The following is a 26,714-nucleotide window of genomic DNA, read 5'->3' on the forward strand; positions in this document are numbered from 1 at the left end:
TGGAGTCTGAATGGTCATTCCGAGAGCTCCGATCCGTCAGCGACTCCGATGCAACGGGCCCAGCTGTCCTGTGATTCCGGTCGATCCTGGTCCCGCCCCTCGTGGGTCCGGACCGGTTCGATCTCACCGGGTTGTCAGCTGTCGGAGTGCGGTCTTGCCTGGCTGTAGGCCGCGATCAGTACATCCGGCGGGTCCACCAGCGGCATCACACTCTTTAAGTGATTCGGACATTCGGAGCGGTGGCTACCGTCGTCGGCGAGCGCGATGGGGCTTTGGTCAGGGACCGGCTGCATCGTGAGCGGCGAACCCATGAACCGAGATCGGAGACATCATGCGGTGGAGCAGGAAGCGTTCGAAGGAAGCGCCGAGTGGGGGAGACCGGACGTACGTTCCGGCGCTTGCAGAGCCGCCGAATGCGCATCGCAACGCGTTCATCATGATGGGACTCGGAGGGGCGACCATCGCGGCCTTCGGTCTTGCGGCGATCGCCGGCGTTTTCGCCCCGTTCTTCCTCGGCGTCGTGCTGACGATCTGTGTGCACCCGTTGCGCGTCTTGCTCGAGAAGCACGGCGTCTCCCGCGGCATCGCGACGGGGGCGGTGATCGTCACGGTCATCGGTCTGCTCCTCGCGCTCGGGTACGCGATGCTGGTCGCGTTCGGGCAGTTCGGTGCACTGCTGGCGGAGTTCAGCGACCAGATCGCCGCGTTCGGGCAGGATGTCGCGGCCTGGCTTGCATCGATCGGCGTCGCCTCCGGCGAGGTCGCCGACCTCTCCGCGAATTTCGACCCGTCGACGGTGGTCGGGTTCGTCGGGGGTCTGATCGGCGGCATCACGGGATTGACCTCGCTCCTCGTCATCGTGTTCACCATGCTGCTGCTCATGGGCATGGACGCCGCCTTCGTTCCGACGCTGCTCAAGCAGCTGTATCCGGCACGCCCGCTCGTCGTCGCCTCCCTCGTGACGTACGGCGCGAACGTGCGTCGATACATGGTGGCGACCACAGTGCTCGGGCTCGCCCAGGGCGTGGTCGACTGGATCGCGTTGGTCATCATCGGCGTGCCAGGCGCTTTCATCTGGGGTCTGCTCGCGTTCGTCTGCTCGTTCATCCCGAACGTCGGGTACTTCCTCGCGCTCATTCCGCCGATCATCTTCGCCGCACTGGTCGGCGGGTGGCCGATGGTCGTGATCGTCATCGTCGTGTACGCCGTCATCAACGGCGTCATCCAATCGGTGATCCAGCCGCGCGTCATCGGCAAGGCTGTGAACCTGAGCCAGACGATCACGTTCTTCTCGGTGTTGTTCTGGGCCGTCGTGATCGGCCCGATCGGCGCGATCCTCGCAATTCCGCTGACGCTCCTCGTGCGCCTCATCCTCGTCGACTCGAACCCGCAGATGAGCTGGATCCGCCCGCTGCTCGGCGAACTCGACGAGACGAAGGAGGCAATGGCGAGATTCGACGCCGACGCCAAGGCCGAGCGCATGTCTCGAAATATCGTGAAGCCGAATGGAGTTCCGGCGGACACGCCGCCCGGCCCGACCCCACGTGAGGCTCGCGCGATCTCGCCTGAAGCGTCTCGCTCTGCCCACCAGTAGGCGGGGAGGCAGATCGTGGACTACACCGAACGGTTGCGTCGCTTGGCGATCAACGCGGAGAGACTGGGAGAGACCAGCGCCGAAGGCGTCGGCACAGGTGGCGCATCTGTGCTCGATGCCAAAGCACTGGCTCTCGCCAGGATCGCGGCTCTCGTCGCGATGGGCGGCGCCGAGCCATCGTTCGGTTCACTGGCTGATGCCGCGGTGAGTGCTGGAGCCACGGCCGTTGAGATGGTGGATGTGCTCACCGGCATCATCGACATCGTGGGTGTTCCTCGAGCGGTCGTCGCCGCGCCCCAGCTGGCGATGGCGCTCGGTTACAACCTTGATGAGGGGAGCGACAGGGGAGCGGTTGACGGCGGATGGAGGACCTAAGCGCCGAGTAGGCCGGCCTCAGTGGCGCGTTGTACCGCTTCAGCTCGCCTTGATACGTCGAACTTGCGGTAGATGCTGGCCAGTTCCGAGCTCACCGTGTTCCGCGAGACGTAGAGTCGCTCCGCTATCTCGCGCAGCGAGAGGTGGGTTTGGAGATACGGGAGGAGCCGGAGCTCCGCCGGTGTCAATGGCGGACCGCCCTTCCAGCCGGACTGTTCACTCGACGCGACCTGTCGTCGGAAGTCCTCGACCTGATCGACGAGCGCGCCGAGTTGTGGTCGTCGAACCAAGATGTCCTCGACCTCTCGGAGCAGGTGATGCGCGGCCGTGTGGTCGTTGAGGGCCCAGTGCAGTTTCGCGAGTTGCAAGCGCGCGCGCACTGCGACGTACGGTATCGCGAACGTGCACGCCGGGCGAGCCCGCATGGCGCGAGTGAGCTGTCGGTGAACCGCCGGCATGTCGCCTCGGTGGAGCGCGAATCGTGCTGCCATGGCGAATGCCATCACCGAGACGGAATAGTCGTCCAACCCGTGTTCGTCGATGGATTCCAGCGCGGTGTCGACGTGCCCTGCTGCCTCGACCCATCGGCCGTCGTCCATCGTGAGGAGCGCCATCTCCGACTCGCTCAGTACGACACCGTCGGTATTGCCATGAGCCAACGCCACCGCCGTGCCCTCTCTGAAGGCGGCCTCCGCCTGGTCACGGTCCCCGGCGAGCAGATGAGCCTCACCAAGAAGGATGAGCGCCTGATCGCGCCATGGGCTCAGATTCGATTCGGATGCGACGGCGAATCGGGCATCCTCCATCGCTTGCGCTGGTCCTGCCGCGCACATGAATGACCTGAGCATCGCCCGGTCGGAATCGAAGGATGCGGAGCCGTCGTCGGGCGGAAGGTCGTATGCGGCGTCGGCCAGCACGGCTGCCCATCGATCCGCGTCGTCCGCTTGGCCCGCCAGCGCCGTGATCCACCCTGCGAATACCGCGAGCGGAGGGTATTCCTCGATCGCGCGATCTCCGATCGTCTGATACCAACGCTGAACAGTCGTGAGCTGCCCGAGCTGGTAGACCTCGAGCGTGGTGGCGGCAACCAGGTGATTCGTTCGCTTCCGTTCGCTCGGAACCTCGAGCAGGTACTCGACTGCAACGGCGGGCGCCTGGTGCTCCTCGAACCACTCTGCGGCGCGAACTTTCAGCTCGGCTGCCATGTCGGGCTCCACGCGGTTCAGTTCGCCGAGCAGGAACTCCCGATAGAGATCGTGATACCGATACCACTCTCGCCGACGGTCGAGTTGAACGAGGAACACATTGGATGCTGCCAGTTCGTGCAGGACGACCTGCGCGTCATCGCTGCCGAGGATCGCGTCGCACAGCGGGGCGGACAGGCGATGCAGCACCGCGGTTCGGCGAATGAACCGCTGCTGATGCTCAGGGAGGTTCATGAGCGATTCCTGGTACAGGTAGTCGGCGATGAAGCGATCGTCTCCTGAGATATCCAGAGTTCCGCCATCGCGGGTGATCTCGGCGGCGAGGAAGACCCCGACCGGCCACCCCTCGGTGCGCTCGACGAGCTCTCTGGCCGCCTCGGGACTGAGTGTCAGGTCCGCATCGGCGAAGACTGCAGCTGCGCCGGCCGCATCGAGTGCGAGATCGGCGGCGGTGATCTCCAACGAATCGCCAGACGCCCGCGCGTGGGCCAGGTGCGGCTGCTCAGCTCTGCTCGCCGTCACCAGCTGGCTCCCGGGCGCGATCCCCGCGATCACGACGCTCAGGACGTCGTGGCACGCGGGATCCTGCAGCTCCTGGAGGTCGTCGAGCATCAGTACGAACGGCGCGGGACTCGTTCGAAAGGCCGTGGCCACCAAGGGTGCAGCACGGCCGAGGGCTGAACCGCGGTGTCTGCGCACGATATCTGCGAGGTGCTCCGTGTCGGGCGTGCTCCGGTCGTACGCCGACGCGAGTATTACGAGGAGCGCGATCGGGTCGTCGTCGAAGCGGTCGAGCGACACCCATGCGACCGGACGGGTTTCGGTGTGCGCCCATTGCGCCAGGAGTGTCGACTTTCCGTATCCGGCCGGCGCTGTGACGGCGACAACGCGCCGGTCTCCGGATCGCGCGGCGTCAATGATGGCGGCGCGACTGACCGAACTCCGACGACCGGGTCGGGGAGCGGTGAGTTTCGCGTCGAGCATTTGACGTTCAAGCTCGACCTCCGACATGTGCAGCGCCGGGGCATCTTCAAGCACGATCGCAGCCTATTTGTTCGGAAGGTCGCGCTCAATAGCCCTGAACAGGGGCCGCCATCCGTTTCCGGCGGTCGTTACTCGCCACGGCCAGGGGATTCCTGCCCGACTCCGCCAAGACCTTGGCGATCCGCTCCACACGCGCGATCGAGGTCGACCGAAGTGCGCCAGACGCTCATGACGGTCGCGTCGAGGCGACGGAGTTCCTCCTCGATCGCCGCCCGGTGCTCTGGCCTCACCGTTGCAAGGAGCTCCTCGAGCACCGCGCGGAGTCGTCGCACGACCTGCACCGACGTTGCCCCGAACTCGCGGATCTCCGTGAGACCGAGCATCACGAGGTCCTCCCAACGCCGTGTCACGATGACGACTGCGGCCGGTACACCGGGTCCGGTGGTCTTCGTTCGCAACTCGAGGTCCGTCCGGCCGACCAATCCGAGAACGTCCCCGATGTGGTCGAGCACCTGCACGGCGGTCGTCGGATCGTTCACGGCCGGCGAGAGCGCCTTGTTGGCGATGTCGACCATCATCCGCAGGGCGAACGTCGGATCCTGATCGAATGTGCGCTCGTCGCCCAGGGCGATCATCCCTTCGAGCTCGGCGGCTGCGCTGCTTCCGAACTCGCCTCCGAACACGAGCACGACCGGTTCGCCGGTGTGCACGAAATCACCGACCGGATGGGGCAGCACGAGTTCGGAGCCATGCGTACGGGCCCATACGACCAGCCCGTCGGGGTCGATGGCCTGGATGGCGCCGCCACGGTTCGCCCGCACGATGAGCGACGGATCCGCGCGCATCGAGGCGTAGTCCCATCGGATGTCCGGTCGGTCGGCGAGGCGCAACGTCTGCCTGAATGTCGCGCGAGCCGTGCGTGCGACATCCGCAGCGACCGCTGCCGGCCTGAGTCGGCGGATGCAGCGATCGAAGAAGACGATGAAGACGAGGAGACACAGTGCGACCAGGGCGCCAGACGACGTGACACCGAGGTTCGGCACGAAGTCGTCGCCGATCCGCGAGAGCACCGCGAATGAGAACGTCAGAGTGCCGACGAGAATCGCGAGCGTCGCCTTCAACAGGGGATCGCGATACCAGAGACGCATGATGCGCGCCGAGAACGTCCCGGTCGCCATCTGCACCACGAGCACCGTGACGGTGACGACGAAGCCGGTGAGCGCTGCCGTGGCACCCACAATCGAGGTCAACACGGCGCTTGCCGTCGACGGTGAGTACTGCCAGAGGAACGGAGTGATCAGAAGGCCATCAACGATCGACACGGCCGAGCCGAGGATCACACCCGCCAGCGCCCCGAGAATTGGGATGGCCCAAAGCCCCTCGAGGATGTTCTCCTTTCGGCGGAAACGAGTTCGCCAGGTCATGGCCCTCCTTCTATTGCAGCGCGGAGGTGAGCCGGGCGACCCCATCGAGGAACGTGGCCGACGCGGGCTCCTTCTCCCACTCCTCGAGCGTGAGTCTGCGGCCGGCGTCGCGGTAGCCCTGCTCGACGGCGCGCATCTGCTCGACGAACGATCGACCGCGGACGAGAAGCGTCACCTCGGCATTGAGCGCGAACGAGCGGATATCCATATTGCTCGAGCCGATGACGGCGACCTCCTCATCGATCGACAGATGCTTCGAATGAAGGATGAACGGCGCCGGATAGAGCCAGATCTGCACCCCCGCGCGAAGCAATGGCTCGTAGTACGACCGCTGCGCGTGCCACACGGAACCCTGGTCGCCGATCTCCGAGACGAACAGTTGTACGTCGAGGCCTCGCTTGCACGCCGAGGTGATCGCATACATCATCGCCTCGTCGGGCACGAAGTACGGACTCGTGATGATCACCTTCCGCTGGGCGGAGGTGACCAGTGTCAGGAAATGGCGCAGGTTGTTCTCGTCGTCGTAACCGGGACCGCTCGGCACGACCTGGCACACAAGCGCCCGATCGGATGTCTCGGCCGGCACATCGACGGCGCGCAGGTGTGCTTCGTCGCCGAGGAGTTCGCCGGTCTCGGTGTACCAATCGGAGAGGAACACCCCGTTGATCGCCGGCACGATCGGGCCCGTGACACGGGTCACCAACTCCTGCCACTTCAGCCCGCGCTTGAGGTTCTTCGGAGCGTTGTACGTGCGGTCGATGAGGTTCTGCGAACCCATGAAACCGACGTGCCCGTCGACGACGAGCAGCTTGCGGTGATTGCGGAGATCCGGCCGTTGGTACTGACGCTTGAACGGTCGGACCGGCAGCATGTAGCTCCACGGCACTCCGATCCGATCGAGTTCCGCCACGGTCTCTTCATGCCCGGCCACGTTCCTCGATGCGATGAAGTCCATGAGGAGGCGGACCTGCACGCCGCGCTGGACCGCGCGTTCCATTGCCCCGAAGAAGCCCTTCGTCGTCGCGTCGAACGAGGCGATGTAGAACTCGACGTTCACGAATCGTGCCGCGGTGTCGATCTCGTCGGCCATCGCATCGATCGACGCCTCGTAGTCGCCGATCAGCGAGGCGGTGTTGCCGCCGACGGCGGGCAATGCGCCCAGGTCCTGGTTCTGTCGCACGAGCGCGGCGAACCAATCGGGCCATGTGGAGCGGTCGGTGACGAGGTCGACACCCTCGGCCTTCTCCTTGATGATCCGGTTCAACTCGTCCTGACGCTCCCTCCGCTTCTTCGGGAGCTTCGAGTTGCCGATGAGGAGGAAGAGGATGATGCCCACGAAGGGGATCAGGAAGATCGCGAGCAGCCAGGCCATCGCCGCGGTCGGTTTGCGGCCTCGGGGCACGATGAAGAGCGCGGCGATGCGGATTGCGAAATCGAGCACCACCACGATGCCGGCGATGATGGGGAACTGCTCGCTCATGAGCGCGCGCTTCGTGCCGAGGACCTTGTGTCGGTTGGATTCACGGCTCGCGTCCGCCTCATGCCAGATCCACGTCGGGCAGGGCCCGAGTCGGGCACCCCACGTCGTAGTGCATCGGTCCGATTCGAGACTCCACCGTGTCTGGGAAGGCCAGTGTCGTGTGGTCCGAGAGGTTCATGACCGGTCTTCTTGGGCGTCATCGTCGAACTCGGCGACTTCGAGGTCCTCGAGCGCGATCTCGGCCGCAAGCGCCTTGACGATGTTGCCCGTCGCCGCCGCGACTCGGGCCGTTCCGACGATTGGTGCGATCGCCGTGAGGACGCCGCGCAGGCGCTCGGCATCGAGCCCGACCTCGCCCGCCGCTTCGAGGTTGAGTGCATACGAAACCGGTGGGGCGCCGACGGCGACCAGCGCGGCAACGCGCACCAGAACCAGTGTCTGGACGTCGAGGCTGGAGGCTTCCAACGAGTCTTCGGTCATTCGTGCGAGTAGCTCGAGCACGGGAGCATCGTCGTCGATTGCGTCAGTCATGATGGGTCCTTCCCCTGTTGGTTGTGCACATGGAGCATTGCAAGACTCCACGCGTCATTGGACGCTGCGGGGTTCTGAGTCACATCACACACTTCGAGTGAAACCCCGTGACGTCCAGCGAGATGCGGTTCGAACCCTCGCGGGCCCGGTGGTGATGGTGTCCCGACGGGGCACATCGCGGATCGTTCACATTGAGTGATCCGGCCCTCGGCCGGCGCGGCGAGACTTCGACCCTCATGCGCGATCAGCGGGGAGATGTCTCTCCGGCGACGAGGCACCTTGCATCGCCAGGTTGCGTACACAAGAAGGGAAAGCCCATGGAAGGCACGAGGCCCTTGGGGGGCATGGAGGATCTGACACCGTTCTCGACTCCTGACACGGTCGACAGCAGAGTGGGCACGTTGGAGTTCCGCGACGGCGCCCCGGCCGACGCGACAGCGGCGCTGCTCTACGATCACCTCGACTTCCTGCACGGTGTGGAAGCATTCCTGGGATCGTTGCGCGTCGCCTCTCTCGCCGCGGTGCGCCGTGGTTTCCTGGCTGCCGGCGTCGAAGATGGCGAGTTCATGCTCTTTCCCGAGCTGATGGATTCGTCATCGCTGTTCCTGACGGCGAACTGCGACACGATCTACTTCTGGGGCTTCATCGACCTCGGACGTGGACCCGTGGTCGTCGAGGTCCCGGCGCTTCGCGCTCCGAGCGGAATCCTCGGCACGATCGACGACATGTGGTTCCGGTGGGTCACCGATGTCGGCCTGCCCGGCCCCGACCGCGGCGAGGGCGGACGATACCTGCTCGTCGGCCCCGACTACGAAGGTCCACTTCCTGACAGCGGCTATCACGTGTTCCATTGCCGGACCAGGCGCGCCACCCTCATCGGACGCGCATTCATGATCGACAACGACCCCGCGATCCCAGTTCAGGTGATCAGGGAAGGGATCAAAGTCCATCCGTACGTGCCCGGGGCGTACGGGACAGCAGTCGCCAGCTTCCTTTCCGGTAACGCCCCGCTCGGGGCCGCTCAGCCCGCACCCGAGACAGTGTTTGTCGAGGCGTCGGGCATGCCGGTCAATACGCTCTTCCCGAACGACTTCGGCTACTGGGAGCTGGTGCACGAAGCGCTGCAGCAGGACCCACCCGACGCGGGGGACCCCGAACTCCTCGGACTGCTCGCTTCTGTCGGCATCGCCAACGGCGAACCCTTCGCGCCCGACGCCAGGATGCGGAAGATCTTGGAAGATGCCGTGGAGGTAGGCAACGCCACCGCACGAACGATCACGTTCGCCGCGCGACCCGAGGAGGGCTTCGCGTACTACCCCGATTCGCAGTGGCAGAGTGCGCTCTTCGTCGGCGGATACGAGTTCCTCGACCCGCCCCCCGCCATCACAGCCCAGGGGCCCGTACCCAGCGTGAGCAATGGAGCGCGCAAGCTCGACTCCGCCACTAACTTCTTCTACATGGCCACCGGTATCACTCCGGCCATGTGCATGCGGCTCACCGGCATCGGCTCCCAGTACATCTTCGCAATGCGAGACAGCCAAGGTGAATTCATGGACGGCAGCCGGAGTTATCGACTCACACTGCCGCCGGACATCCCGGAGTCCCGCTTCTGGTCACTGCTGCTGTACGACAACCAGACCCGGTCGATGCTGCGAACGGACCAGCAATTCCCGCGCGTCGGAAGCCAATCCGGCACGATCCAATCGAACGCGGACGGCTCCACCGATATCTACTTCGGACCGACCGCGCCCGCCGGGATGGAGAGCAACTGGCTCCAGACCGTTCCCGGGAAGGGATGGTGGACGATCCTCCGCCTGTACAACCCGCTCGAGCCGTTCTTCGAAAAGACCTGGCAGCCCAGCGAGATTCAGCCGATTTGAGCGACCGGCTGGCTCGCGAGCGAGCGAGCGAAGCCAATCACACACATCGAGTGAAGCACGAGCGTCGGGCGGTCGAAATGCTGAGCGGAGACCGCGGCAGAGCCTTGCCGATCTGTTGAGAATGGAGGTGCCATGATGGCGAGCCAGCCGAATGTGGTGTTCATCTTGTGCGACAACGTCGGATGGGGGGACTTCGGGGTGTACGGAGGAGCTACTCCGACACCTCGTATCGACCAACTCGCCAGCGATGGCATCCGCTTCAATAACTACACCGTCGAAGCACAGTGCACACCCACCAGGTCTGCACTCATGACGGGTCGCCAGTCGGTGCGATCGGGAACCTTCCGAGTGCCGTTCTCCGGCGAAGGGAAGGCGGGGTTGGCGCCATGGGAATACACGATCGCCGACCTGCTCTCCGACGCCGGCTACGCGACGTCGCTGTTCGGCAAGTGGCACTGCGGTGACACGGAAGGCCGGCTTCCCACCGATCAGGGCTTCGACGAATGGTGGGGATACCGCAACAGTGTCGACGAGGCCGGATGGACGTCGTACGCGACCTTCGAAGCGATCGCCAAAACCAAGGGCATCCAGCCGCCGCAGCTCTGGGAGGGCGAAAAGGGCGGCCCGCAAACAGCAGTGCGTGAACTGAACCTGGAGGTGCGCCCCTTCCTGGACGAGATGATCGTCGAGAAGGCAATCGACTTCATCACCCGACAGGCCACAGCAGACAAGCCGTTCTTCACGTATGTGGGGCTGTCTCACATGCATCCGCCGGAGAGGGTGCACCCCGACTTCGATCAGACATCTCCAGAGCGGCTGGGGCAGTATGCAGACCTCATCGCCGAGATGGACTACCGCGTCGGGCAAATCGTGGATTGCATCGAGCAAGCGGGAATCAGCCGCGACACGCTGATCGTGTTCTCCAGCGACAACGCTGCCGGCGACATTCCGGCGTTCCAGGGTGGATCGAACGGGCCGTTCCGCGGCTCCTTCATGACGCCGCCGTGGGAGGGCTCCATGCGGGTGCCCGCCATTGTTCGCTGGCCGGGTGCCGTGCCCGCCGGTGTCATCACCGACGAGATGCTGTCTGCGCACGACTGGTACACGACCTTCGCGTCGCTCGCTGGCGCCTCGGACAAGGTGCCCACTGACCGGCCGATCGACGGCATCGATGCCTCGGCATTCCTGATCGGTGAGAGCGATACAACCGGCCGGGACAGCATCATCTTCTTCGGCCCGGACGGTTCGTTGATGTCGGTCAAATGGCACAACGTAAAAGTGGTGCTGCGATACAGCGAGGGCATCGACCAGCCGATCGTGAAGCCGCAGTGGCCGATGCTGTTCGACCTTGCCAGTGATCCCGGCGAGCTCTACAACCTCATGGCAACCAAGATGGACATGGGCTGGATGATGGGCGTCGCCCTGAAGTTCGTTGCCGACTACCAGACGAGCATCGCCCAATATCCGAACATCCAGACGGGTGCCGAGTTCAGCGGATACGGGAGTCGATAGTCGGCTTCGGCTGGCAGTGCCCTTCCCCACAAGGAGAATGCTGATGCGACGGCGGTCTCATCCTGTCGACTACCGTGACGGGAAGCGAGATGCACGATAACGGAGACCGCGCTCTCGACGGTCTGACGTCGTGGAGTGAGGACACCTACGCCACGCGCCTGAGTCGCCTCAAGCGGCGCAGGCGCGACGTACTGGCGGTTGGTGCGGCGCTCACTGCCTTCGTGGTCGCCGTGTCGGCAGGTGGCGCCGCCGCCAGCATCTACAACGACGTGCCGGGCTGGCTACGGGCCATGATCTTCACGCTCATCATCGTCGCGGGCAGCGGCCTCGCGTTCGCTTGGATGCGGTTCCAGGAGGAGTCGGAGCGCATCGAACAGGCCATCGAGCAACGCGGGGATCTGGCGACCACACTGATCGGCAACCGCCGCCTGCCGCGACATGCAGACGCCTTCTGGATCGTCGGGCTGGTCTGCACCGGTCTCGCTCCAATGGCGTTCCTGACCGCTGCCTGGTGTGCCGCGTTCTGAAGTCTATTCGGCGTGCTTCGATTCCGTCTTCTCAGCGGGGTCTGGCTTGCCGGAGATCAAGGGAAGGGCCCACCAGGTACGGGGGTCCGCTTCCACGAGCAGTGCCCTCGTCAGCAGGGTGAGCGGAACAGCCAAGAGCGCGCCCAGCGGCCCGATGACCCAAGTCCAGAACACAAGTGAGAGAAACGTGATGGTCGTTGACAGGCCCACGGTGTCGCCGACCACTCGGGGCTTGATCATGCTGTCGCTCAGGAAGTTGACCGCGGTGTAGACGACGATGACCGCGATCATGAGTCCAGGGCCGCCGTGCAGCAGGGCGATGAGGGCGGGCGGGATGACCCCGATGATGAAGCCAACGTTGGGGATAAAGCTGGTGACGAATGCGAGGACGGCCCACACGAACGCGCCGGGGACACCCAAGATCATCAACGCGATGCCGTCGACGACCGCGACGCCGAGTCCGAACACCGTGTTGACGCCCATGTAGTTCCGCGTGCTGGCCGCGAAGCTGTTGAGCGCGGCGACCGGGTTCGGAAATCGATTCGCCAAGGAGCGCAGGACCTGTCGGGTGGCATCCGTATCGAACACCAGGAAGAACAGCACGGTGATGAGGAACACGAGATTCGTCAACACGCCGAGCGTGCCGCTCAACAACGACGTCGCGAGCGCCGCGATCTGCCCGGGGTCGATGGCGTCGACCACGGCATGGATCTGATCGGGCTCGACTCCGAGCTGGCGTAGTGCGTTCCCCGCGCTTACGACTGCATCGTCGAGTTGGTCCGTGTACTGGGGAAGCAATGCGGCGACCTGCGCGACAGCGACGATCAGCGCGAGGGTCAGGAGGATGATCAGGAGGTACGCGACCACCAGCATCACCAGTGAGGTGGCCCAGTTCGGGAGGCGCGTTCGCTCGAGCCAGAGTCGAATCGGGTGCAGGCTGATAGTGATGACCAAAGCAAGGAAGACCGGCCCGATTATTTCGGCGATGGTCTTCGTCCCGCTCACGGTGATGGTGAAGGCGGCGGCACCGAACAGGAGCGTCAGGGCGAAGGGCCGTGCCCGTTCGAAGGCGTCGCGTGCCGAGCCTGGTGCATTCGTCATGGCATTCTCCCGTCTCGATGCTGGTCGGGCGCTGGGGCGACGGAAACGCTGTCCGACCCGAATTGCCGCGGCGACCGGTCTGCACCGTATTGCGACCGCGAGGGCCCGACATCACACTCTTCATACGAAGCGTCTTTCGCGTATTGAGCCGGATACCTGTGTCAGGTCTGAGCGTGAAACGGCCCGTCCAGTCGAGGATCTGATCCCATGAATGAGGCAGTCAGGTGGCGGGGTCCCCAAGTCTGGTATCTCTGTCTCCGCATTGCCCCATGGAAAGGTTGATCGTTAATGTTCACACCCGTCCGCTTCTCTCGCGAGGGCCGATACTCGCTGGGAATGGAGCAGGACACCGGCAAGCGGTACCTCGCGATCCCCGTCACCAACGGGATCGCCGACGATGAGGAATACTACGAACTCATCGCCGACGAGTATGAACATTTCCTCGCGAATGGTGACGTGGTTACAAGCGTTCGCAGACGAGTGCCGCGAACGGAGAAACGATGAGCGCTTCATCCGAAAGCCTGGGTGGAACCGCGGCATCCCCATGTGATTCTCGAGTGGGTTGGACGCACAGCAGTGGCCTCGTCCGTTTATTCACCACTTATTGCCTCGATCTGCTCCTAGCAGTACCTAAGCGTTCCGAGGTAACTTGGAAAGCGCACAGACTGATCCGCGAGAAATACCGGGTCAGAGCGAATTCACTCGAACTACTACGAGACACCGATCAGCCCGCGAGAGGGCTCGGCGGTATCCATCGGTCACGGGTTCAAGTCCCGTCCGCCCTACTCGTCAGATTTATCGTCTGATCGGGGAATGTTTCGTTCCTTCCGAGATGGGCATATGCGCGGGGGGAATGGATCTAGGTAGCCGCATATCGCTCTGATCAGGGGTTGCGCTTCGGACTTGAACCCGAGTCCAGATGATTCACGCATCAAGTCCCTGTCGTTCGTATTCACCTCTTGATCTGAGATTTCGAAGCGTCGTTGTGACTGGTTCGGGCGAGTTCACTTTTGTCCAACGTCTATTCAGCGAACGCTACCGACCAGGATTGCTCGGAGGTTCACCATCCGCTGCGGACGCTGGTCTATCGGCGGGTCCAGTATCCGCAGGCGCCCTCAGTCGTGAACACCACGGCCCCAGCGCCCACCTCTGCGACGACGCGCGGCGCCGCGATCACGAAGTTGTTGTCGAGGATGTCGCCGTTTCCGTCGCGTGTCTCCCAGTAGCAGTTCTCGACGTTCTCGGCCACGAACGTCCCAGTCGCCACCTGTGAGGGGATCGGATAAGTTCCTCCCGGAGCGACCCGAGTTCCGTTCGCTTCGGCCTCGAGCGCCTGCTTGCCGGCGCCGATCGCGGCTCGCCACTTCGGTGCGTCGGGGTGGTCGGGGCAGAGCGTCAGGTACGCGGCCACTTCCTTGGCTTGGGCGTCGCTCATCGCTGCCGTGTCGCCGTAATAGCTGCCTGCACCGGCCGCGCCGCATCCTTCGTACACGGCGTAGAGGATCTCGGCGTCGACCTTGTGGTTCTCGCCGTAGCCGGCGGCCATCGCGGCGGCGACGGCGGCTTTCTGGAGCGGCGACTGCACGGCCGCCGTCTCGGGGACGGGGTCGCCGGTCATTCCCGTGTCGCACCGAAGCTGGGAGGCCCAGAGGTCGGCGTACTCGCCCGAACCGTCGGGTCGAAGCGGGACCGTGCGTACAGCGAAGTCGACACCTGCCTCGAGGTTGCCGCAGACAAGCTTTACCGGCGAGGGCGGCTGGCCCACGGCTGCTATCGCCTTCGCGACGGCCCCGGTCGCAGCCTCGAGATCGTCGGCAGTGGCTGCGCCTCCGCCACGGGGGTTGACCAGCACAGCGAGTACATCGAGGGCGTTACGAAGGCTGAGGCGATCTTCCTCATTGGCGTATGCCTGGCTGACGGTGTGGAGCGCCTCGCCCTCCCGCTGCTTGTCGGAGGCTTCATCCTGCGCTTGAGCGAGACGCTCTGCCGCGGCTTCCTCTTCCTGCTCAGCCTTCTTGGCGGCAGCGGCTTCTTCTGCTCGTTCAGCGGCGGCGTTGTTCGCCGACACCGTCACCGCGATCGCGGTTGCTCCACCAGCGACGACGAGCATCGCCACGACGGCAGCGATGACCCAAACCCGGCGGCGCGGAACTGAGCGCCAGGACTTGGCGGAATTCATCTGCTCATTCTCTCGCCAGCATGGCTCTTTGTCGCGTGTGAGGCCCGAACGGGGGGCAACGGGCGAAGCCTTTGACGACGGAGCGCGGATTGGCTGCCCCGATGATTGCCGGCGCGCTCATTCCAATGACGCAGGAATCGATCGACCGGCCTTACGACTGATATCAGGCCGTCACGGCCAATCCGCAGACAGCCGACGCTAACGACAGGTTGAACAGTGCTCCTCGCACCTTAGATGTCGTACTCCTTGCTATGTGATTCGCCGTTCTCGATCCACTTCAGACGTACGCGAGGGGCTCCGCCGCCCATGTGGAGCCAGTACCCGGCGCTTTGCTTCTGACCGGCGTGCACCGTTCTTGGCTGGTCCCATCCCGGTAGCAGCATTCCATCGCTGGCTGCTTCGAGCACAACGTCGTACACGTCGTCGTGTCCTCGGTTTGTGACCTCGACCCGACGCCGAGTCTCGTGGCGGACGCGGCCCTTGCCGTCTACCTTGGGCTCGCGTTCGCTTTGGCCTTGGACGAGGAATCGCTCGACAGAAGGCACCGGCCCTGATGGGGTCGTGTGCAGTGGCCGGACGATGTCCCGAAGATCCATCTCGATCGCGCTCCATACCTTGGTGAGAAGCTCGTCCTCGTTCTCAAAACCTCCGTACAGTCCTCGCTTTTGTAGCTCGGCGCGGAAGTCCCTCAGCGCCTGGAGCTGGACGAGGTCGACATCGGCAGGATGCGGCGCTTCGGAAAAGTAGAGATGTACTGGTTTCCCGCTCTCGACAGCGCCTTCGATTTCTTCGACGGTGCCGGAGATGCTGTTCGGGGTCTCGCTCCCGACGCGACTTCCGAATAGGGCGATGACGATGTCGGCCTTCGCGAGGAGCTGTTCGTTGAGGATCGCTTGCGGATGGTGGCCGAGCATGGGTACGGAGTCCGTCTCCCAGCGGAGCGGGTGTAGAACGAATCCTCGGCCGGGGGTGTTGGTGCTGTTCCAGCTCCGCAGCGCGCGTTCGACGGCATCTCGTGAGCTTGGAATATCCGACGGAGAGGCGATCATCACATTGACGACGGTTGCGAGTTGGGTCACGCAACCACTGTACGAAGCGGCTCCGACATTGAACGTGTGGTCGCCAGGTGCGAGATGCTCACGCCGCGCAGCGTTGTATCGGGGCGAACTCGCGACCGCGGTGGCGTGGTTGACCCGCGCGGGAGCCGGGCATCGGTCCGCACCGATGGCACGATGTCCCGGTGATCGAAAACCTTGGGATCTGGCTCGCGAACGACATGATCGGACGGATCAATCTGAGCGGTCTGCGAGTGGAACCTTCCCCCATCGCCGAGGGACCGTATTTCAGATACGACGACGGACCTGAGCTGTTTCTCGGGCGCTCGGGATTCGGTCCGCTTCACATCGCGTGGGACACCAACCTGCTGATCGACTACTTCGAGCACGGCAGTGCCCTGTGGGATGGCGAGTCCCTCCCGAGCGTGGTGCCTGTAGAGCACGGCGAGGAGCTCGAGGGATTGCAGCTGATCATCTCGCTCTGGATTCTGCGCGATATCCGGTTCCACATCCTCCCGAGGGTCATCGACGACTCCAAGCGCAAACCGCTCTCGCCGGAACGACGGCAGAAGCGGATGCGCGCCTGGGAGGAGTTCTGCGCAGCGCTCGTCCTGGTCGATGACGACGACGAGTACCCCGACGCGAACCTGGCGAGCTGGAGTTCGCCGGAGCCGGTCTCCGGGCTTGCCTCGGGTGACGTTCCTACCGCACTCTCGTTGGTGCCAGAAGGCAATGACCGGGCGCTGGTCGCCGATGCGCATGCCGCCGGCATGCATGTGTTCCTAACGTGCGACAAGGGAGTACTGCGGGCGCGCGCGCCGATGGCCGATGTCGGCCTGCTGATCGTGAGCCCGCTGGATCTGGTTGAGGAGCTCGGCGCGGCGGGTGCGCTGCACTGTTTGTTCGAGAAGCAGTATCTCTACTGGCCGATGCCCGATCTGCAGCGGGTGCCGCACCTGATCAACGCGCTGGGGTCTAGCCGATAGTGCCACGCTCGGACCGCGAACTCACGTCGGCATCTGGCAGTCTTTCGGAAAGCGTTCGCGAGCGCGCCGATAGCGGAGCCGAGGTGGAGGTCGTCAGCACGTGATCGAGTACCCGAAGGGGCACGAGCCCGACTTCTGGAGCCCCACTCTTGAGGTCCAGTCCCATCGTTTCGCGCTCGGCAATACGGCGCGCGCCTCGGCCGGCGATCCGCCGCTGATCGCCATATGCATGAACCCCTCGTATGCGATGAGCTCAGAGGCCGACAAGACGGTGAACCGGCTCATTCAGGCCAGCATCGACAACGGGCATCCGGGCTGGGTGATGCTGAATCTCTATCCCGAGCGGGCGACCAATTCGGCGCATCTCACTGCTTACGACGCTGCGCTGTCGGCGGCGAATTGCGCAGCGATTGAGCGTGTCCTCACGCAGTACCGAGTGAGCGAGGTGCTCGGCGCCTGGGGGCAGCTAAGGCACAAGACGCTGCGTCGAGCAAAGAAGGACGTGTTGGACCTGCTCGAACGCCTCGGCGTCGGACTGTTCACGTTCGACGGGCTCACGGCCAGCAGCGATCCGCGGCACCCGATGCCCCGAGGGAAGCCGCTGCTCATGACTGGCGACCGGTGCTTCCTCAACTGGACTGACCATCGGCTTGCTGAAGTGGTCCCGTAGCAGACTGCAGGCCGGCAGCAATCAGGCAGCCAGACCGACACTTGGGTTGGTCCTCGTGCCGATCAGGTTTTCGCTGATGCCTCCGTTGGTGTGCAAACACCGCAAGGGTGTGGCCCCTTGGCCGAAGGCCAGCATTCCCTCGTACAATGGGGAAATGTTCTTGGGAGGTGTGACATGGCTGCTATTCGGAAAGTTTCGCCGGTTGCACTGCGGCGTGCGGTAGTTCGTTCGACTGCGGCGTCGGCGAAGCTGGAGAACCGGGTAGTGCCGAGTGGGTACGTGGCGTCGGCAGAGGCTCGTCGCTTCGTCGAGGCTGCGAAGGCGCGCGCGATTCGCGCGGGCAAGTGACGTTCGATCCTGGATACGGCGATACGCCGCTCGATCCGGACGAAGCGGACGCGCTCACGGCGGAGGCTCGAGCGGTGGTCGGAGATCCACCCCTGAAGGCCGCGATCTTCGAGCTTGAGCAAGAGATCGAGCAGGCTGTCGCCCTCGACCTCATCAACGCGGTACTGCGCGGCGAGCTGGGCGTCGATGATCTGTTGACGCCGGGATTCGTGTTCGACCTGCATGCTCGGTTGTACGGTGCGGTCTGGACGTGGGCGGGTCGAGCTCGTGTTCGATTGCTCAGCATCGGCGTCGATCCGGCACAGGTGCAGGTGCAGGTCGATTTGCGTTCGACGTTGGATAATCTCGCGTACCGGTGGGCGAGCACGAAGGATTGGGATGCTCGTCAGTTCGGCATTGCCGTGCACGCCGAGCTCGTTCGGATTCATCCGTTCGTCGATGGCAATGGGCGCGCGACGCGCTTGATCGGCGACCTCGTGTATGTCGCAGCACAGGGTGTGGATTCGCCGCCGGCTGTCTACGACTGGAGTTTCGACAAACGCACGTACATCGACTTGCTCCGCGTGTTCGATCAGAACCGGGACCCGATCCCGCTCGCGGCGTTCATCCCGATCACGCTCATCGAGTAAATCGAAGCGCGTCGCGAACAGAACCATACCCATGACCTCGAGCGACGCTCGGGTTCAAGTCCTGAGCGCCTGCCTCGGGACTTGATGCGTCAACGTTTATCCAACGTCTATTCGATTCGCGCCCGGTCGAGTCTCGCCGAGGGAACCCGAGTATTCTGGAAGGCACAGTTTTCAGGATCGGCGAGAAATCCCCGATCATGTCGAGATCGGTCGAGCAGTTCGGGGACTCGAAGTCCGGGGGAGTAGTCCCCGGAGAGTCCATCGGTCACGGGTTCAAGTCCCGTCCGCCCTACCTCGATGTCTTGACTGATGCGGCCTGCCAGCTGCGAGCTGCGAGCTGGCTGAACTCGGCACCGAGCGGCCGAGTGCGGCGCGGCCTCGTTGATGTCAGTGGCGAGCATCGAAGCGGCGACGGTAGCTGGATGGTGTGCTGCCGAAGGCTGAGGCGAAGTTCTGGCGAAGGGTGACTGGGTTTCCGAAGCCGCACGAGGCAGCGATCTGGTCGATCGAGAGGTCGGTCGTCTCGAGCATGCGGCGGGCCTCGTCGAGGCGCCGGGATCGTACCCATGCCGCAGGTGTTGACCCGGTTGAAGCTCGGAAGGCCCGAACGAATGAGCGGCGGCTCATGTGTGCCACGTCGGCGAGTCGTTCGACGCTGAGTTCCTCGTCGAGGTGCGACAGCGCCCAGGTGGACGTCGCAGCGATCGGGTCGCTGCCGGCACCGACCGGGATCGGCCGTTCGATGTACTGAGCTTGCCCGCCCTCGCGGTGCGGTGCAACGACGAGACTGCGAGCGACCCGGTTGGCGGCGTTGGCCCCGAGGCGCGTGCGGACGATGTGCAGGCACGCGTCGATGCCCGAAGCTGTGCCGGCGGAGGTGAGCACGTCTCCGTGGTCGAGGTAGAGCACGGATGCATCAACCGTGATGTCGGGGTGGCGGGCGGCGAGATTGTCGGCGGAGTGCCAATGCGTCACGGCACTGCGCCCCGTGAGTAGGCCCGCGTCGGCGACTGCGATGGCGCCGAGACACAAGCCGGCGACTGTGGCCCCGCGCTCGTGGGCGTTGATGAGCGCCTGGCGGAATGCCGGTCGAGGGTCGCGGCCGTCGTCGACCCACGACGGCACTACCACGAGGTCCGCATCTTCGGCAGCGCTCAGCCCCCGGATGCCGCCGATGCTGTAGCCCTCAGCGCTCTGAATCGACCGGGCACGGTCTGAGAACAGCACCGTCTGCCAGTCGCCGAGGCCCTGACGGGCGACCTCGTCGAACACCATCTGCGGCACCGACAGGTGGAACATGGTCACGCCATCGAAGGCATAGATCGCGATCTTCATGGCTCCCTCATTTGGCCTGTTTTCATCATAACGCGGCATTTGTGCCAATGGTGTTCGGGGGTGTGGCGCGTCAGAATCGTGAGGTTGCAGCAAAAAGCGCGACGCCCCCGAATCACCAGGAGTAGATGACAATGAGCCCCCACCGTCGCGCACTGATCCTCGTCGACGTGCAGCAGGAGTACTTCGAAGGACCACTCGAGATCCAGTACCCGCCACACGCCGACTCGCTGCCCAATATCGTCGCGGCGATCGACGCGGCGACATCTGCGGGAATTCCGGTGGCCGTGATCCAGCACACCGCCGGAAACGACGCGCCCGTGTTCAACCCGACCATGAAGGGGTTCCAGCTGCACTCGGAGATCGCACAACGCCAGACCCACAAGTGGAAGGCGATCACGAAGCAGTTCGGCACTGTCTTCGCCGGCACCGACCTGCTCGAATGGTTGCGCGAGCACGACATCGACACGATCACGCTCGTCGGGTACATGACGAACAACTGCATTCTCGCCTCGGCTGCCGAGTCGGAGACGCATGGGCTGGCCGCGGAGGTGCTCTCCGACGCCACCGGTGCCATCAACATCGCCAATGACGCCGGCTTCGCCGACGCCAAGACGGTGCACAACACACTCATGGCCCTGCTCAACTCGAATTTCGCCGCCGTCGCCACCACCGACGACTGGACTCGCGCCCTCGGCGAAGGCAGGGCGCTCCCGAAGGACAACCTGCCTGGTTCCGCACTCCTCGGCGCGCAGCGGTGACTTGACCGACCCGAACGCCCGGCTTGACTCAGTCGCCGTGGGCGCGCACGGGTGCTTTGGGTCGATCTCGAGTGGACTGACCCGAGCGAACTCCGTGGCATAGACTCCCATCTATGGATGCCACCGCGGAGGCCGCACGCGAGCTTCGGCTCGTTGCCGACCCGACGCGTGCACAGATCCTCCGCAGCATCCTCGACTCGCCCGATGGGCGGGTGCTGGTGGGCCGGCTCGCGGAGGGGCTCGGATTGCGACAGCCGACTGTGAGCCATCACATGAGGGCGCTCCTCGACGAGGGCCTGGTCACGCGCGAACCCGATGGCCGCCGCACCTGGTACTCCCTCGCACCGGCACACGCCGACCGGATCGCGGAGATGCTCGGCAGCACGGATGCCGCGGTGCCGGTCGAACCGATTCTCGACCGGGTCGTCCGTGACCTCGGCGACCGCTACCGCGGCATCTTCAGCACCGAGACGATCGAACGCTACGTGCGGGAGAGTTACGCATTGCTTGCTTCGCGTCCGGCCGCCGGACGTCATCTGCCGTCGCTCGCCGCCCAGTTCGCTGCTGACCGCCTCGACGCCCTCGCGCACGAGGCCGACGAGGCGCGGCCGAACGGCGTCCCCGAGGTGCTGTTCGTCTGCGTGCAGAATGCCGGCCGCTCCCAGATGGCGTCGGCGATCCTCCGCCATCTCGCAGGCGACCGAGTTCACGTGCGCACCGCCGGTTCCGATCCCGCGGGCGAAGTCCGGGGGTCGATCCTGACTGCCCTGGACGAGATCGGCGTGCCGATCGCCGGCGAGTACCCGAAGCCGCTCACCGACGAGGTCGTCCGCGCGGCCGACGTCGTCATCACCATGGGTTGCGGCGACGCCTGCCCGATCTACCCTGGCCGACGCTACCTGGACTGGGACCTCGACGACCCCGTCGGTCGACCGATCACCGACGTCCGCGACATCCGCGACGACATCGAACGTCGGGTGCGAGACCTTCTCACCACCCTCTGAACCCTCCAACCCGAGATGGTCGGCACCCATGACTGGCTAAATCATAGATAGCTATCTATGATTAGCTCATGAGCATCGAGAAGCCTTCCGTCCTGTTCGTCTGCGTCCACAACGCCGGCCGTTCGCAGATGGCCGCCGGCTATCTCCGCGAACTCGGCGCTGGCCGCATCGAGGTGCGCTCGGCCGGCTCGGAGCCGAAGGACCAGATCAACCCCGTAGCCGTCGACGCCATGGCCGAGGACGGCATCGACATCACCGGGAACACGCCGAAGATCCTCACCGTCGACGTGGTCAAGGAGTCCGACGTCGTCATCACGATGGGTTGCGGCGACGCCTGCCCGATCTTCCCGGGCAAGCGGTATGAGGACTGGGAGCTCGACGATCCGGCCGGTCAAGGCATCGAATCCGTCCGACCGATCCGCGACGAGATCAAGCGCCGCGTCGAAGTGCTCGTCGGCGAGCTCCTTCCCGCGGCCGCCTGAGACTCCGGCACGAGACTCAACCGAAATGGAGTGAATCAAGCGCTATCGGCAGGCGAGCACCGCAGCAGGCGCACCTGGCCTCGGGCAATCATCGATGTGCAGGCGATCGATCTTCGTGGTTCCCTTCCCTCTCGGATTCGTCGTTCTCGAGGATCATCCCGACGGATGTCGCGCAGGCGTCACCCTTCCAGGCCTCGATGCCTTCGCGAACCGCGAAGACGACGATGACCAGCCCGGCGATCGGGTCGGCCCACCACCAGCCGAACAGACTGTTGAGCAGCAGTCCGAGGAGGACGGCGGCGGAGAGGAACGCGCAGATCAACGTCTGCTTGGAGTCCGCCACGGCCGTTGCCGAACCGAGCTCGCGTCCTGCGCGGCGCTCGGCGAAGGACAGCAGCGGCATCACGGCAACGCTCACGGCGGTGAGGATCAGGCCGACGGTGCTGTGCGATGGCTCGACGGCGCGGGCGAGTGCAAGCGACGACGACACGGTCACGTAGGCCGCGAGGGCGAAGAACGCGATCGCGATGACCCGGAGCGTGCCGCGCTCCCACCGTTCGGGATCGCGACGTGTGAACTGCCAGGCGACCGCGGCGGCGGAGAGCACCTCGATGGTCGAGTCGAGCCCGAACCCGATCAGGGCAACGGATGACGCGATCGTGCCTGCTGAGATGGCGACGATGGCCTCGATCACGTTGTAGGCGATCGTCGCCGCCACGATCAGGCGGATGCGTCGATGCAGTACGGCACGGCGGATGTCGGCGACGTCGGTTGTGGTCGTCAGCACGTGCATCCTTCGGCCGAGCAGCAGTCGGGGTCGACGACGAGCACCAAGCGAAGAAGATCGTCAAGCGCGGAGGCCAGGTGCGGGTCGGCGAGGCGGTACCAGGTGCGACGTCCGTCAGGAATGGACTCCACAAGTCCGCATCCTCGCAGGCACGCCAATTGGTTCGACATGACCTGCCTCGACACCCCGAGCGCGTCGGCGAGATCCGACGGATATGCCGGCGCCTCGCGAAGTGCCAGAAGAATGCTCGTCCGGGTCGGGTCTGAGAGGGCGTGCCCGAGTCGAGCGAGTGCGGCGGTGTGCGTGATGGTCGCGGTCGCGGTCGTCATGAGCAACACAGTACAGCAGTGCGTGAATTAACGGCAGCGTGTATCGATACGCTGAATTCGTCGCGATCGGTCCGTGCTCACCCGACCGCACCGATGACGCCTCGTCACGATCGCAGCCGCGAATCGGCTGCCTCATCAAGCGGTAGTGAGATCGCATCGACCGCGGCGTCGCCCCTGATGCGCCGCATCACCTCGACGACCTGGTCGACCACGGCCGGGGTCAACTGACCGCAGACGACGCTGTGCGGCCCGAGCGGGTCGAGACCCGCCGCACGGATGCGGATGACGTGCCAGCCGACCTCGCGCAGCGCGTCGTCTTTGTCGAGGTCGGATGCCTCTTTGAGGCCCAGGTGTGCGCGCCGTGACCGGCCGGGGTCGTCGTACTCGATCGCGATGCGAAGTTGCGGCACGATGACGTCGGGCCAGACCTCGTTGCGCCCGAAGAAGGTGCGCGCGATGTGGATCGCGTTGACCCGATGGTTCAGCCGGATGCGTTCGCCGAGCAGCCCCTTCAACCGCTGTTCGGTCTGCGACGTGCGCGTGCGCAGGGCGGGATTCATGAAGGGAACACCGGCCTCGCGAGCAGCGGTGGGCCCAGCGGCGTTCGCGCGGCATTTCGCGCATGCCGTACCCGTGAGCACCTCGCGCACCGTGGCGCGGTAGCGATCGTGACCGCGCGAGCAGCGCCATTCGTACTCGGCGCCGATGCGGGTCTCGCGAGCGAGCGCAGCCCGCTGCGGGGGCGCGACCTTGCCGAGGAGTTCACTTCGCGAGCGATGGGTCTCGTGGATCAGCATGCACAGCGGGCACACGCGTGCAAGCGCAACCGTGCCCGGCGCACCGCGTTCGCCGCCGTGGCCGCAACCGAAGCTCACCGCGACCAACGTCGACCTGCCGAATACGAACACTCCATGACGTCATCCTGACGCCGACCACCGACACCGGGTCGACCGCGGTCAGCCGCCGGTGTCGCCGGTCTTCGCCAGAATAGGCAGGTGCAGCTGATCATCGCGAAGACCGGGCGGGGCCGGTTCGCGATCGTCGATCCCGCGCGCAGCGGGCAGCCCGTCGCGCTGGTCAGCGCCGATGGGTTGCCTCCAGCAGTGCGCGACCTCGAGGCGGCGTCGCATCCGCGGTGGGTCTGGGCCGAGACGCAGCAGATCTATCCAGCCCTGCTCAACGCGGGCGTGCGCGTCGAACGCTGCCACGACCTGCGTCTGTGCGCGGCGATCCTCGACCACTCGACACTCACCGAGCCGTTCAGGGTCGCGGGCCGACATCCGCGTCCGAGCTGGCTGGCGCCCGGGCCGTCCGATATGGCCGTTCCCCCACTTCCCGCGGCGCCCGCGCGTTCGGGTCAGACCCTGTTCGATCTCGACGATTTCACCGACTCCGATGACGAGTCGACCCTCGCCGACGAGTCCGACCGCAGCAGCTTCGCCAACACCCCTCCTGACCGCGAGAATCCCGCCGTCCCCGAACGCGCGACCGGCGAGTCCATGACCCGCGAACTCGAACGCCAGCAGGCGATGGTCGCCGAGAGTGCCGACCCGAGGTCGTTGCGACTGCTGCTCGCGGCCGAATCGGCGGGCGCGCTCATCGGCGCCGAGATGCATGCCGCCGGCCTCCCGTGGGATCGCGCGGTGCACGAACGCGTGCTCGAGCAAGCCCTCGGTGCGCGACCGAAACCCGGGTTCAAGCCCGCGCGAGTCGAGCAACTGGCCGCCGAAGTGCGCGCGGCCCTCGACGGGCCGTCCGTCAACCTCGACTCGCAGGTCGACCTGCTGCGGGCGTTGCGCCGAGCCGGCATCCAGGTCTCCTCGACCTCGCGCTGGGAGCTCAGCGAGCACGACCATCCGGCCATCGAGCCGCTCATCGCCTACAAGAAGCTCACCCGCCTGCAGAGCGCCAACGGCTGGGCCTGGCTCGACGAATGGGTGCACGACGGCCGGTTCCGACCCGACTACGTTCCCGGCGGCACGGCGACGGGTCGGTGGGCGACATCCGGCGGCGGTGCGCTCCAACTTCCGAAGATCGTGCGCAGCGCGGTGGTCGCCGATCCCGGCTGGACTCTCGTCGTCGCCGACGCCGCACAGCTCGAGCCCCGGGTGCTCGCCGCGATGGCGCGCGACGAAGCCATGGCTGCCGCCGGCCGTGGCCGCGACATCTACCGCGGAATCGTCGACGCGGGCGTGGTCGAAGACCGCGACCAGGCGAAGGTCGCGATCCTCGGTGCGATGTACGGTGCGACCACGGGCGACAGCGGGAGGCTCGTGCCCCGGCTGGCGAGGGCCTATCCACGCGCGATGGCGCTCGTCGACCGGGCTGCGGCGACGGGCGAGCGCGGGGGAGTGGTCACCACGAACCTGGGGCGGTCATCGCCTGCGCCGGGCGACGGCTGGAGAGCGGTGCAGGCACAGGCGAGCCAGCCCGAAGCCACTGCTGCCGACGAGCGGCGCGCACGGTCGGTCGCCCGCGATTGGGGGCGCTTCACGCGCAACTTCGTCGTGCAGGGCAGCGCTGCAGAGTGGGCGCTCTGCTGGATGGCGGCGCTGCGCCCACGCCTCGCGCAGTTCGAGTCGGCGGCCGACGCGACTGCCGAGCGCTCGGGTGCCGTGTTCGCACGCATGCCCCACCTCGTGTACTTCCTGCACGACGAGATCATCGTGCACACGCCGCGTGAGCACGCCCACGACGTCGCAGCTGCGGTCCGCGAAACGGCCCACGCGGCCGGTCGCCTGCTGTTCGGCGACTTCCCGGTCGACTTCCCGCTCGACCTGGCGATCGTCGACAGTTACGCGATGGCAGATTCCTGAGCGGCGGGCGCGCGGGCGGGGCGACGTCCGCGTCGCGGTCGATCATCGGTGGGTGCGAATGCGAGCGACCGATCGGATGCCGCGGCTCGCGCCACGACGTCGAGCCAATCGAGCGCCGCCATTGCACGGGCGGCCTCTGCCGCGATCGCGAGGTGCTGGAGCTCGGTCTGCGCAGGGGCCGGCTGGTTGGCGGTCGAGCGCGCGCTCATCGCAGCCTCGGCCGCGTCGCGTCGTGCCGTCCATCGTGCGCGCTCGTCGGTGATCACCGACGAAGGGTCGCGCCCGGGTAACGACGCCACCACGAGCACGCGATCGATCGTCTCGTCCCACGGGTCGGTGCCCGGGGCATCCGCACCGCCCAGCCAGGCGTCGACGGCACGGCGACCCGCCTTCGTCAGCCGATGCAGCGGCAGGCCGTCGGCGGTGGCGCCGGCCGACTCGATCAGTCCGGCCTTCGTCGCGCGTTCGATCGTGGCGTAGGTCTGGCCGACGTTCACGCGGCGGCGGCCGCCGGTGCGCGCTTCGAGCGCACCGTGCAGCTGGAACCCGTAGGCGGGGCCGGTGGTCAGCAGGCTGAGCAGTGCATCGCGCACGGCCATTCGGTGCTCCGTTCGATGAGAGGGAATGCTTCACTGAGCATACAGTTCGAACCATTCCCGGCGGCGCGGCGCGCCCCGCGGGCGGATTGCTTGTCAGGCCGCCTGATCCGGGGCATAATCGGCG

Annotated in this window: 25 protein-coding genes; 13 read left to right on the plus strand and 12 right to left on the minus strand. The window is 65.3% G+C overall.

The window, feature by feature from the left end; translation table 11 throughout:
* The first annotated feature begins 436 nt into the window (after nt 1-436).
* Nucleotides 437-1,594, plus strand: a complete 1,158-nt coding sequence (locus ABD164_RS11140; RefSeq protein ID WP_344296136.1) for an AI-2E family transporter — start codon at nt 437-439, stop codon at nt 1,592-1,594.
* Nucleotides 1,595-1,609: 15 nt separating this feature from the next.
* The gene (locus ABD164_RS11145) at nt 1,610-1,969 is read left to right on the plus strand and encodes a carboxymuconolactone decarboxylase family protein (RefSeq protein ID WP_344296138.1); all 360 of its coding nucleotides are present in this window, start codon (nt 1,610-1,612) and stop codon (nt 1,967-1,969) included.
* Here ABD164_RS11145 and ABD164_RS11150 read toward each other — a convergent pair.
* The 4 genes from ABD164_RS11150 to ABD164_RS11165 form a co-directional block, all read right to left on the minus strand.
* Nucleotides 1,966-4,212 carry a helix-turn-helix transcriptional regulator gene (locus ABD164_RS11150; RefSeq protein ID WP_344296140.1) on the minus strand — a complete coding sequence of 749 codons (2,247 nt, stop codon included), beginning with the start codon at nt 4,210-4,212 and terminating at the stop codon, nt 1,966-1,968. The genes ABD164_RS11145 and ABD164_RS11150 overlap by 4 nt on opposite strands.
* Nucleotides 4,213-4,286: 74 nt before the next feature.
* Complete coding sequence (locus tag ABD164_RS11155) at nt 4,287-5,582, minus strand: DUF2254 domain-containing protein (protein ID WP_344296141.1); 1,296 nt, start codon at nt 5,580-5,582, stop codon at nt 4,287-4,289.
* Nucleotides 5,583-5,592: 10 nt separating this feature from the next.
* A complete protein-coding gene (gene cls / locus ABD164_RS11160) occupies nt 5,593-7,062 on the minus strand; it encodes a cardiolipin synthase (RefSeq protein ID WP_344296142.1) in 1,470 nt (489 codons plus the stop codon).
* Between the two features lie 174 nt (nt 7,063-7,236).
* Nucleotides 7,237-7,593, minus strand: a complete 357-nt coding sequence (locus tag ABD164_RS11165; RefSeq protein WP_344296144.1) for a carboxymuconolactone decarboxylase family protein — start codon at nt 7,591-7,593, stop codon at nt 7,237-7,239.
* 317 nt (nt 7,594-7,910) lie between these two features.
* Here ABD164_RS11165 and ABD164_RS11170 point away from each other — a divergent pair, with 317 nt between their 5' ends.
* The 3 genes from ABD164_RS11170 (at nt 7,911) to ABD164_RS11180 (ending at nt 11,512) form a co-directional block, all read left to right on the plus strand.
* Entirely contained in the window at nt 7,911-9,473 is a 1,563-nt protein-coding gene (locus ABD164_RS11170; RefSeq protein WP_344296145.1) for a DUF1254 domain-containing protein, read from the plus strand.
* Nucleotides 9,474-9,605: 132 nt separating this feature from the next.
* On the plus strand, nt 9,606-10,985 hold the full coding sequence (locus ABD164_RS11175; protein ID WP_344296146.1) for an arylsulfatase: 1,380 nt from the start codon (nt 9,606-9,608) through the stop codon (nt 10,983-10,985).
* A 74-nt stretch (nt 10,986-11,059) separates the two neighbouring features.
* Complete coding sequence (locus tag ABD164_RS11180) at nt 11,060-11,512, plus strand: hypothetical protein (RefSeq protein WP_344296148.1); 453 nt, start codon at nt 11,060-11,062, stop codon at nt 11,510-11,512.
* Nucleotides 11,513-11,515: 3 nt separating this feature from the next.
* Here ABD164_RS11180 and ABD164_RS11185 read toward each other — a convergent pair whose 3' ends face one another.
* Nucleotides 11,516-12,613, minus strand: coding sequence for an AI-2E family transporter (locus ABD164_RS11185; RefSeq protein WP_344296150.1), 1,098 nt, complete (start codon nt 12,611-12,613; stop codon nt 11,516-11,518).
* A 336-nt stretch (nt 12,614-12,949) separates the two neighbouring features.
* Here ABD164_RS11185 and ABD164_RS11190 point away from each other — a divergent pair, with 336 nt between their 5' ends.
* Nucleotides 12,950-13,117 (plus strand): hypothetical protein, encoded by a 168-nt coding sequence (locus ABD164_RS11190; protein WP_344296152.1) that lies wholly within the window; start codon nt 12,950-12,952, stop codon nt 13,115-13,117.
* Nucleotides 13,118-13,697: 580 nt separating this feature from the next.
* Here ABD164_RS11190 and ABD164_RS11195 read toward each other — a convergent pair.
* Both ABD164_RS11195 and ABD164_RS11200 read right to left on the minus strand, forming a co-directional pair.
* On the minus strand, nt 13,698-14,792 hold the full coding sequence (locus ABD164_RS11195; RefSeq protein ID WP_344296154.1) for an Rv1352/Rv1906c domain-containing protein: 1,095 nt from the start codon (nt 14,790-14,792) through the stop codon (nt 13,698-13,700).
* 230 nt (nt 14,793-15,022) lie between these two features.
* On the minus strand, nt 15,023-15,871 hold the full coding sequence (locus ABD164_RS11200) for a DUF4062 domain-containing protein (protein ID WP_344296156.1): 849 nt from the start codon (nt 15,869-15,871) through the stop codon (nt 15,023-15,025).
* A gap of 161 nt (nt 15,872-16,032) precedes the next feature.
* Between ABD164_RS11200 and ABD164_RS11205 the strand changes: the two genes are divergently transcribed.
* From ABD164_RS11205 to ABD164_RS11215, 3 genes are all read left to right on the plus strand, one after another.
* The gene (locus tag ABD164_RS11205; protein ID WP_344296158.1) at nt 16,033-16,833 is read left to right on the plus strand and encodes a hypothetical protein; all 801 of its coding nucleotides are present in this window, start codon (nt 16,033-16,035) and stop codon (nt 16,831-16,833) included.
* Between the two features lie 100 nt (nt 16,834-16,933).
* Entirely contained in the window at nt 16,934-17,503 is a 570-nt protein-coding gene (locus ABD164_RS11210; protein WP_344296160.1) for a DUF1643 domain-containing protein, read from the plus strand.
* Nucleotides 17,504-17,847: 344 nt separating this feature from the next.
* Nucleotides 17,848-18,480, plus strand: a complete 633-nt coding sequence (locus tag ABD164_RS11215; RefSeq protein ID WP_344296162.1) for a Fic family protein — start codon at nt 17,848-17,850, stop codon at nt 18,478-18,480.
* A 387-nt stretch (nt 18,481-18,867) separates the two neighbouring features.
* Here the strand turns inward: ABD164_RS11215 and ABD164_RS11220 are convergent, their stop codons facing one another.
* Nucleotides 18,868-19,815 (minus strand): GlxA family transcriptional regulator, encoded by a 948-nt coding sequence (locus ABD164_RS11220; RefSeq protein WP_344296163.1) that lies wholly within the window; start codon nt 19,813-19,815, stop codon nt 18,868-18,870.
* Nucleotides 19,816-19,946: 131 nt separating this feature from the next.
* Here ABD164_RS11220 and ABD164_RS11225 point away from each other — a divergent pair, with 131 nt between their 5' ends.
* The 3 genes from ABD164_RS11225 to ABD164_RS11235 all read left to right on the plus strand — a co-directional run bounded on the left by ABD164_RS11225 (nt 19,947) and on the right by ABD164_RS11235 (nt 22,059).
* The gene (locus ABD164_RS11225) at nt 19,947-20,573 is read left to right on the plus strand and encodes an isochorismatase family protein (RefSeq protein WP_344296165.1); all 627 of its coding nucleotides are present in this window, start codon (nt 19,947-19,949) and stop codon (nt 20,571-20,573) included.
* A 113-nt stretch (nt 20,574-20,686) separates the two neighbouring features.
* On the plus strand, nt 20,687-21,577 hold the full coding sequence (locus tag ABD164_RS11230; protein ID WP_344296167.1) for a metalloregulator ArsR/SmtB family transcription factor: 891 nt from the start codon (nt 20,687-20,689) through the stop codon (nt 21,575-21,577).
* Between the two features lie 68 nt (nt 21,578-21,645).
* Nucleotides 21,646-22,059 (plus strand): arsenate reductase ArsC, encoded by a 414-nt coding sequence (locus ABD164_RS11235; RefSeq protein ID WP_344296168.1) that lies wholly within the window; start codon nt 21,646-21,648, stop codon nt 22,057-22,059.
* Between the two features lie 88 nt (nt 22,060-22,147).
* Here the strand turns inward: ABD164_RS11235 and ABD164_RS11240 are convergent, their stop codons facing one another.
* The 3 genes from ABD164_RS11240 to ABD164_RS11250 form a co-directional block, all read right to left on the minus strand.
* Nucleotides 22,148-22,852: a cation efflux transmembrane domain-containing protein gene (locus tag ABD164_RS11240; RefSeq protein WP_425545941.1), complete on the minus strand. Its 705-nt coding sequence runs from the start codon at nt 22,850-22,852 to the stop codon at nt 22,148-22,150.
* The gene (locus ABD164_RS11245) at nt 22,840-23,175 is read right to left on the minus strand and encodes an ArsR/SmtB family transcription factor (RefSeq protein WP_344296172.1); all 336 of its coding nucleotides are present in this window, start codon (nt 23,173-23,175) and stop codon (nt 22,840-22,842) included. The genes ABD164_RS11240 and ABD164_RS11245 overlap by 13 nt, the downstream gene beginning before the upstream one ends.
* Before the next feature lie 104 nt (nt 23,176-23,279).
* On the minus strand, nt 23,280-24,083 hold the full coding sequence (locus ABD164_RS11250) for a hypothetical protein (RefSeq protein ID WP_344296174.1): 804 nt from the start codon (nt 24,081-24,083) through the stop codon (nt 23,280-23,282).
* Nucleotides 24,084-24,170: 87 nt separating this feature from the next.
* On the opposite strand from ABD164_RS11250, the gene ABD164_RS11255 reads away from it, so the two are divergent.
* Nucleotides 24,171-25,991, plus strand: a complete 1,821-nt coding sequence (locus ABD164_RS11255) for a bifunctional 3'-5' exonuclease/DNA polymerase (RefSeq protein ID WP_344296176.1) — start codon at nt 24,171-24,173, stop codon at nt 25,989-25,991.
* On the opposite strand, the gene ABD164_RS11260 is transcribed toward ABD164_RS11255, so the two are convergent.
* Nucleotides 25,970-26,590 (minus strand): PadR family transcriptional regulator, encoded by a 621-nt coding sequence (locus ABD164_RS11260; protein WP_344296178.1) that lies wholly within the window; start codon nt 26,588-26,590, stop codon nt 25,970-25,972. The two genes, ABD164_RS11255 and ABD164_RS11260, sit on opposite strands and share 22 nt — an antisense overlap.
* Between the last annotated feature and the right edge of the window lie 124 nt (nt 26,591-26,714).

The organism is Agromyces neolithicus, from assembly GCF_039529735.1.
Classification (GTDB): Bacteria; Actinomycetota; Actinomycetes; order Actinomycetales; family Microbacteriaceae; genus Agromyces; species Agromyces neolithicus.

Excerpts from the sequence above, each read along its gene's own strand:
- ABD164_RS11140 (WP_344296136.1), top strand. The coding sequence starts at position 437 with ATGATGGGACTCGGAGGGGCGACCATCGCGGCCTTCGGTCTTGCGGCG.
- ABD164_RS11155 (WP_344296141.1), bottom strand. The coding sequence starts at position 5,582 with ATGACCTGGCGAACTCGTTTCCGCCGAAAGGAGAACATCCTCGAGGGG.
- cls (WP_344296142.1), bottom strand. The coding sequence starts at position 7,062 with ATGAGCGAGCAGTTCCCCATCATCGCCGGCATCGTGGTGGTGCTCGAT.
- ABD164_RS11165 (WP_344296144.1), bottom strand. The coding sequence starts at position 7,593 with ATGACTGACGCAATCGACGACGATGCTCCCGTGCTCGAGCTACTCGCA.
- ABD164_RS11170 (WP_344296145.1), top strand. The coding sequence starts at position 7,911 with ATGGAAGGCACGAGGCCCTTGGGGGGCATGGAGGATCTGACACCGTTC.
- ABD164_RS11175 (WP_344296146.1), top strand. The coding sequence starts at position 9,606 with ATGATGGCGAGCCAGCCGAATGTGGTGTTCATCTTGTGCGACAACGTC.
- ABD164_RS11185 (WP_344296150.1), bottom strand. The coding sequence starts at position 12,613 with ATGACGAATGCACCAGGCTCGGCACGCGACGCCTTCGAACGGGCACGG.
- ABD164_RS11190 (WP_344296152.1), top strand. The coding sequence starts at position 12,950 with ATGGAGCAGGACACCGGCAAGCGGTACCTCGCGATCCCCGTCACCAAC.
- ABD164_RS11195 (WP_344296154.1), bottom strand. The coding sequence starts at position 14,792 with ATGAATTCCGCCAAGTCCTGGCGCTCAGTTCCGCGCCGCCGGGTTTGG.
- ABD164_RS11220 (WP_344296163.1), bottom strand. The coding sequence starts at position 19,815 with ATGAAGATCGCGATCTATGCCTTCGATGGCGTGACCATGTTCCACCTG.
- ABD164_RS11225 (WP_344296165.1), top strand. The coding sequence starts at position 19,947 with ATGAGCCCCCACCGTCGCGCACTGATCCTCGTCGACGTGCAGCAGGAG.
- ABD164_RS11230 (WP_344296167.1), top strand. The coding sequence starts at position 20,687 with ATGGATGCCACCGCGGAGGCCGCACGCGAGCTTCGGCTCGTTGCCGAC.
- ABD164_RS11235 (WP_344296168.1), top strand. The coding sequence starts at position 21,646 with ATGAGCATCGAGAAGCCTTCCGTCCTGTTCGTCTGCGTCCACAACGCC.
- ABD164_RS11240 (WP_425545941.1), bottom strand. The coding sequence starts at position 22,852 with ATGCACGTGCTGACGACCACAACCGACGTCGCCGACATCCGCCGTGCC.
- ABD164_RS11245 (WP_344296172.1), bottom strand. The coding sequence starts at position 23,175 with ATGACGACCGCGACCGCGACCATCACGCACACCGCCGCACTCGCTCGA.
- ABD164_RS11260 (WP_344296178.1), bottom strand. The coding sequence starts at position 26,590 with ATGGCCGTGCGCGATGCACTGCTCAGCCTGCTGACCACCGGCCCCGCC.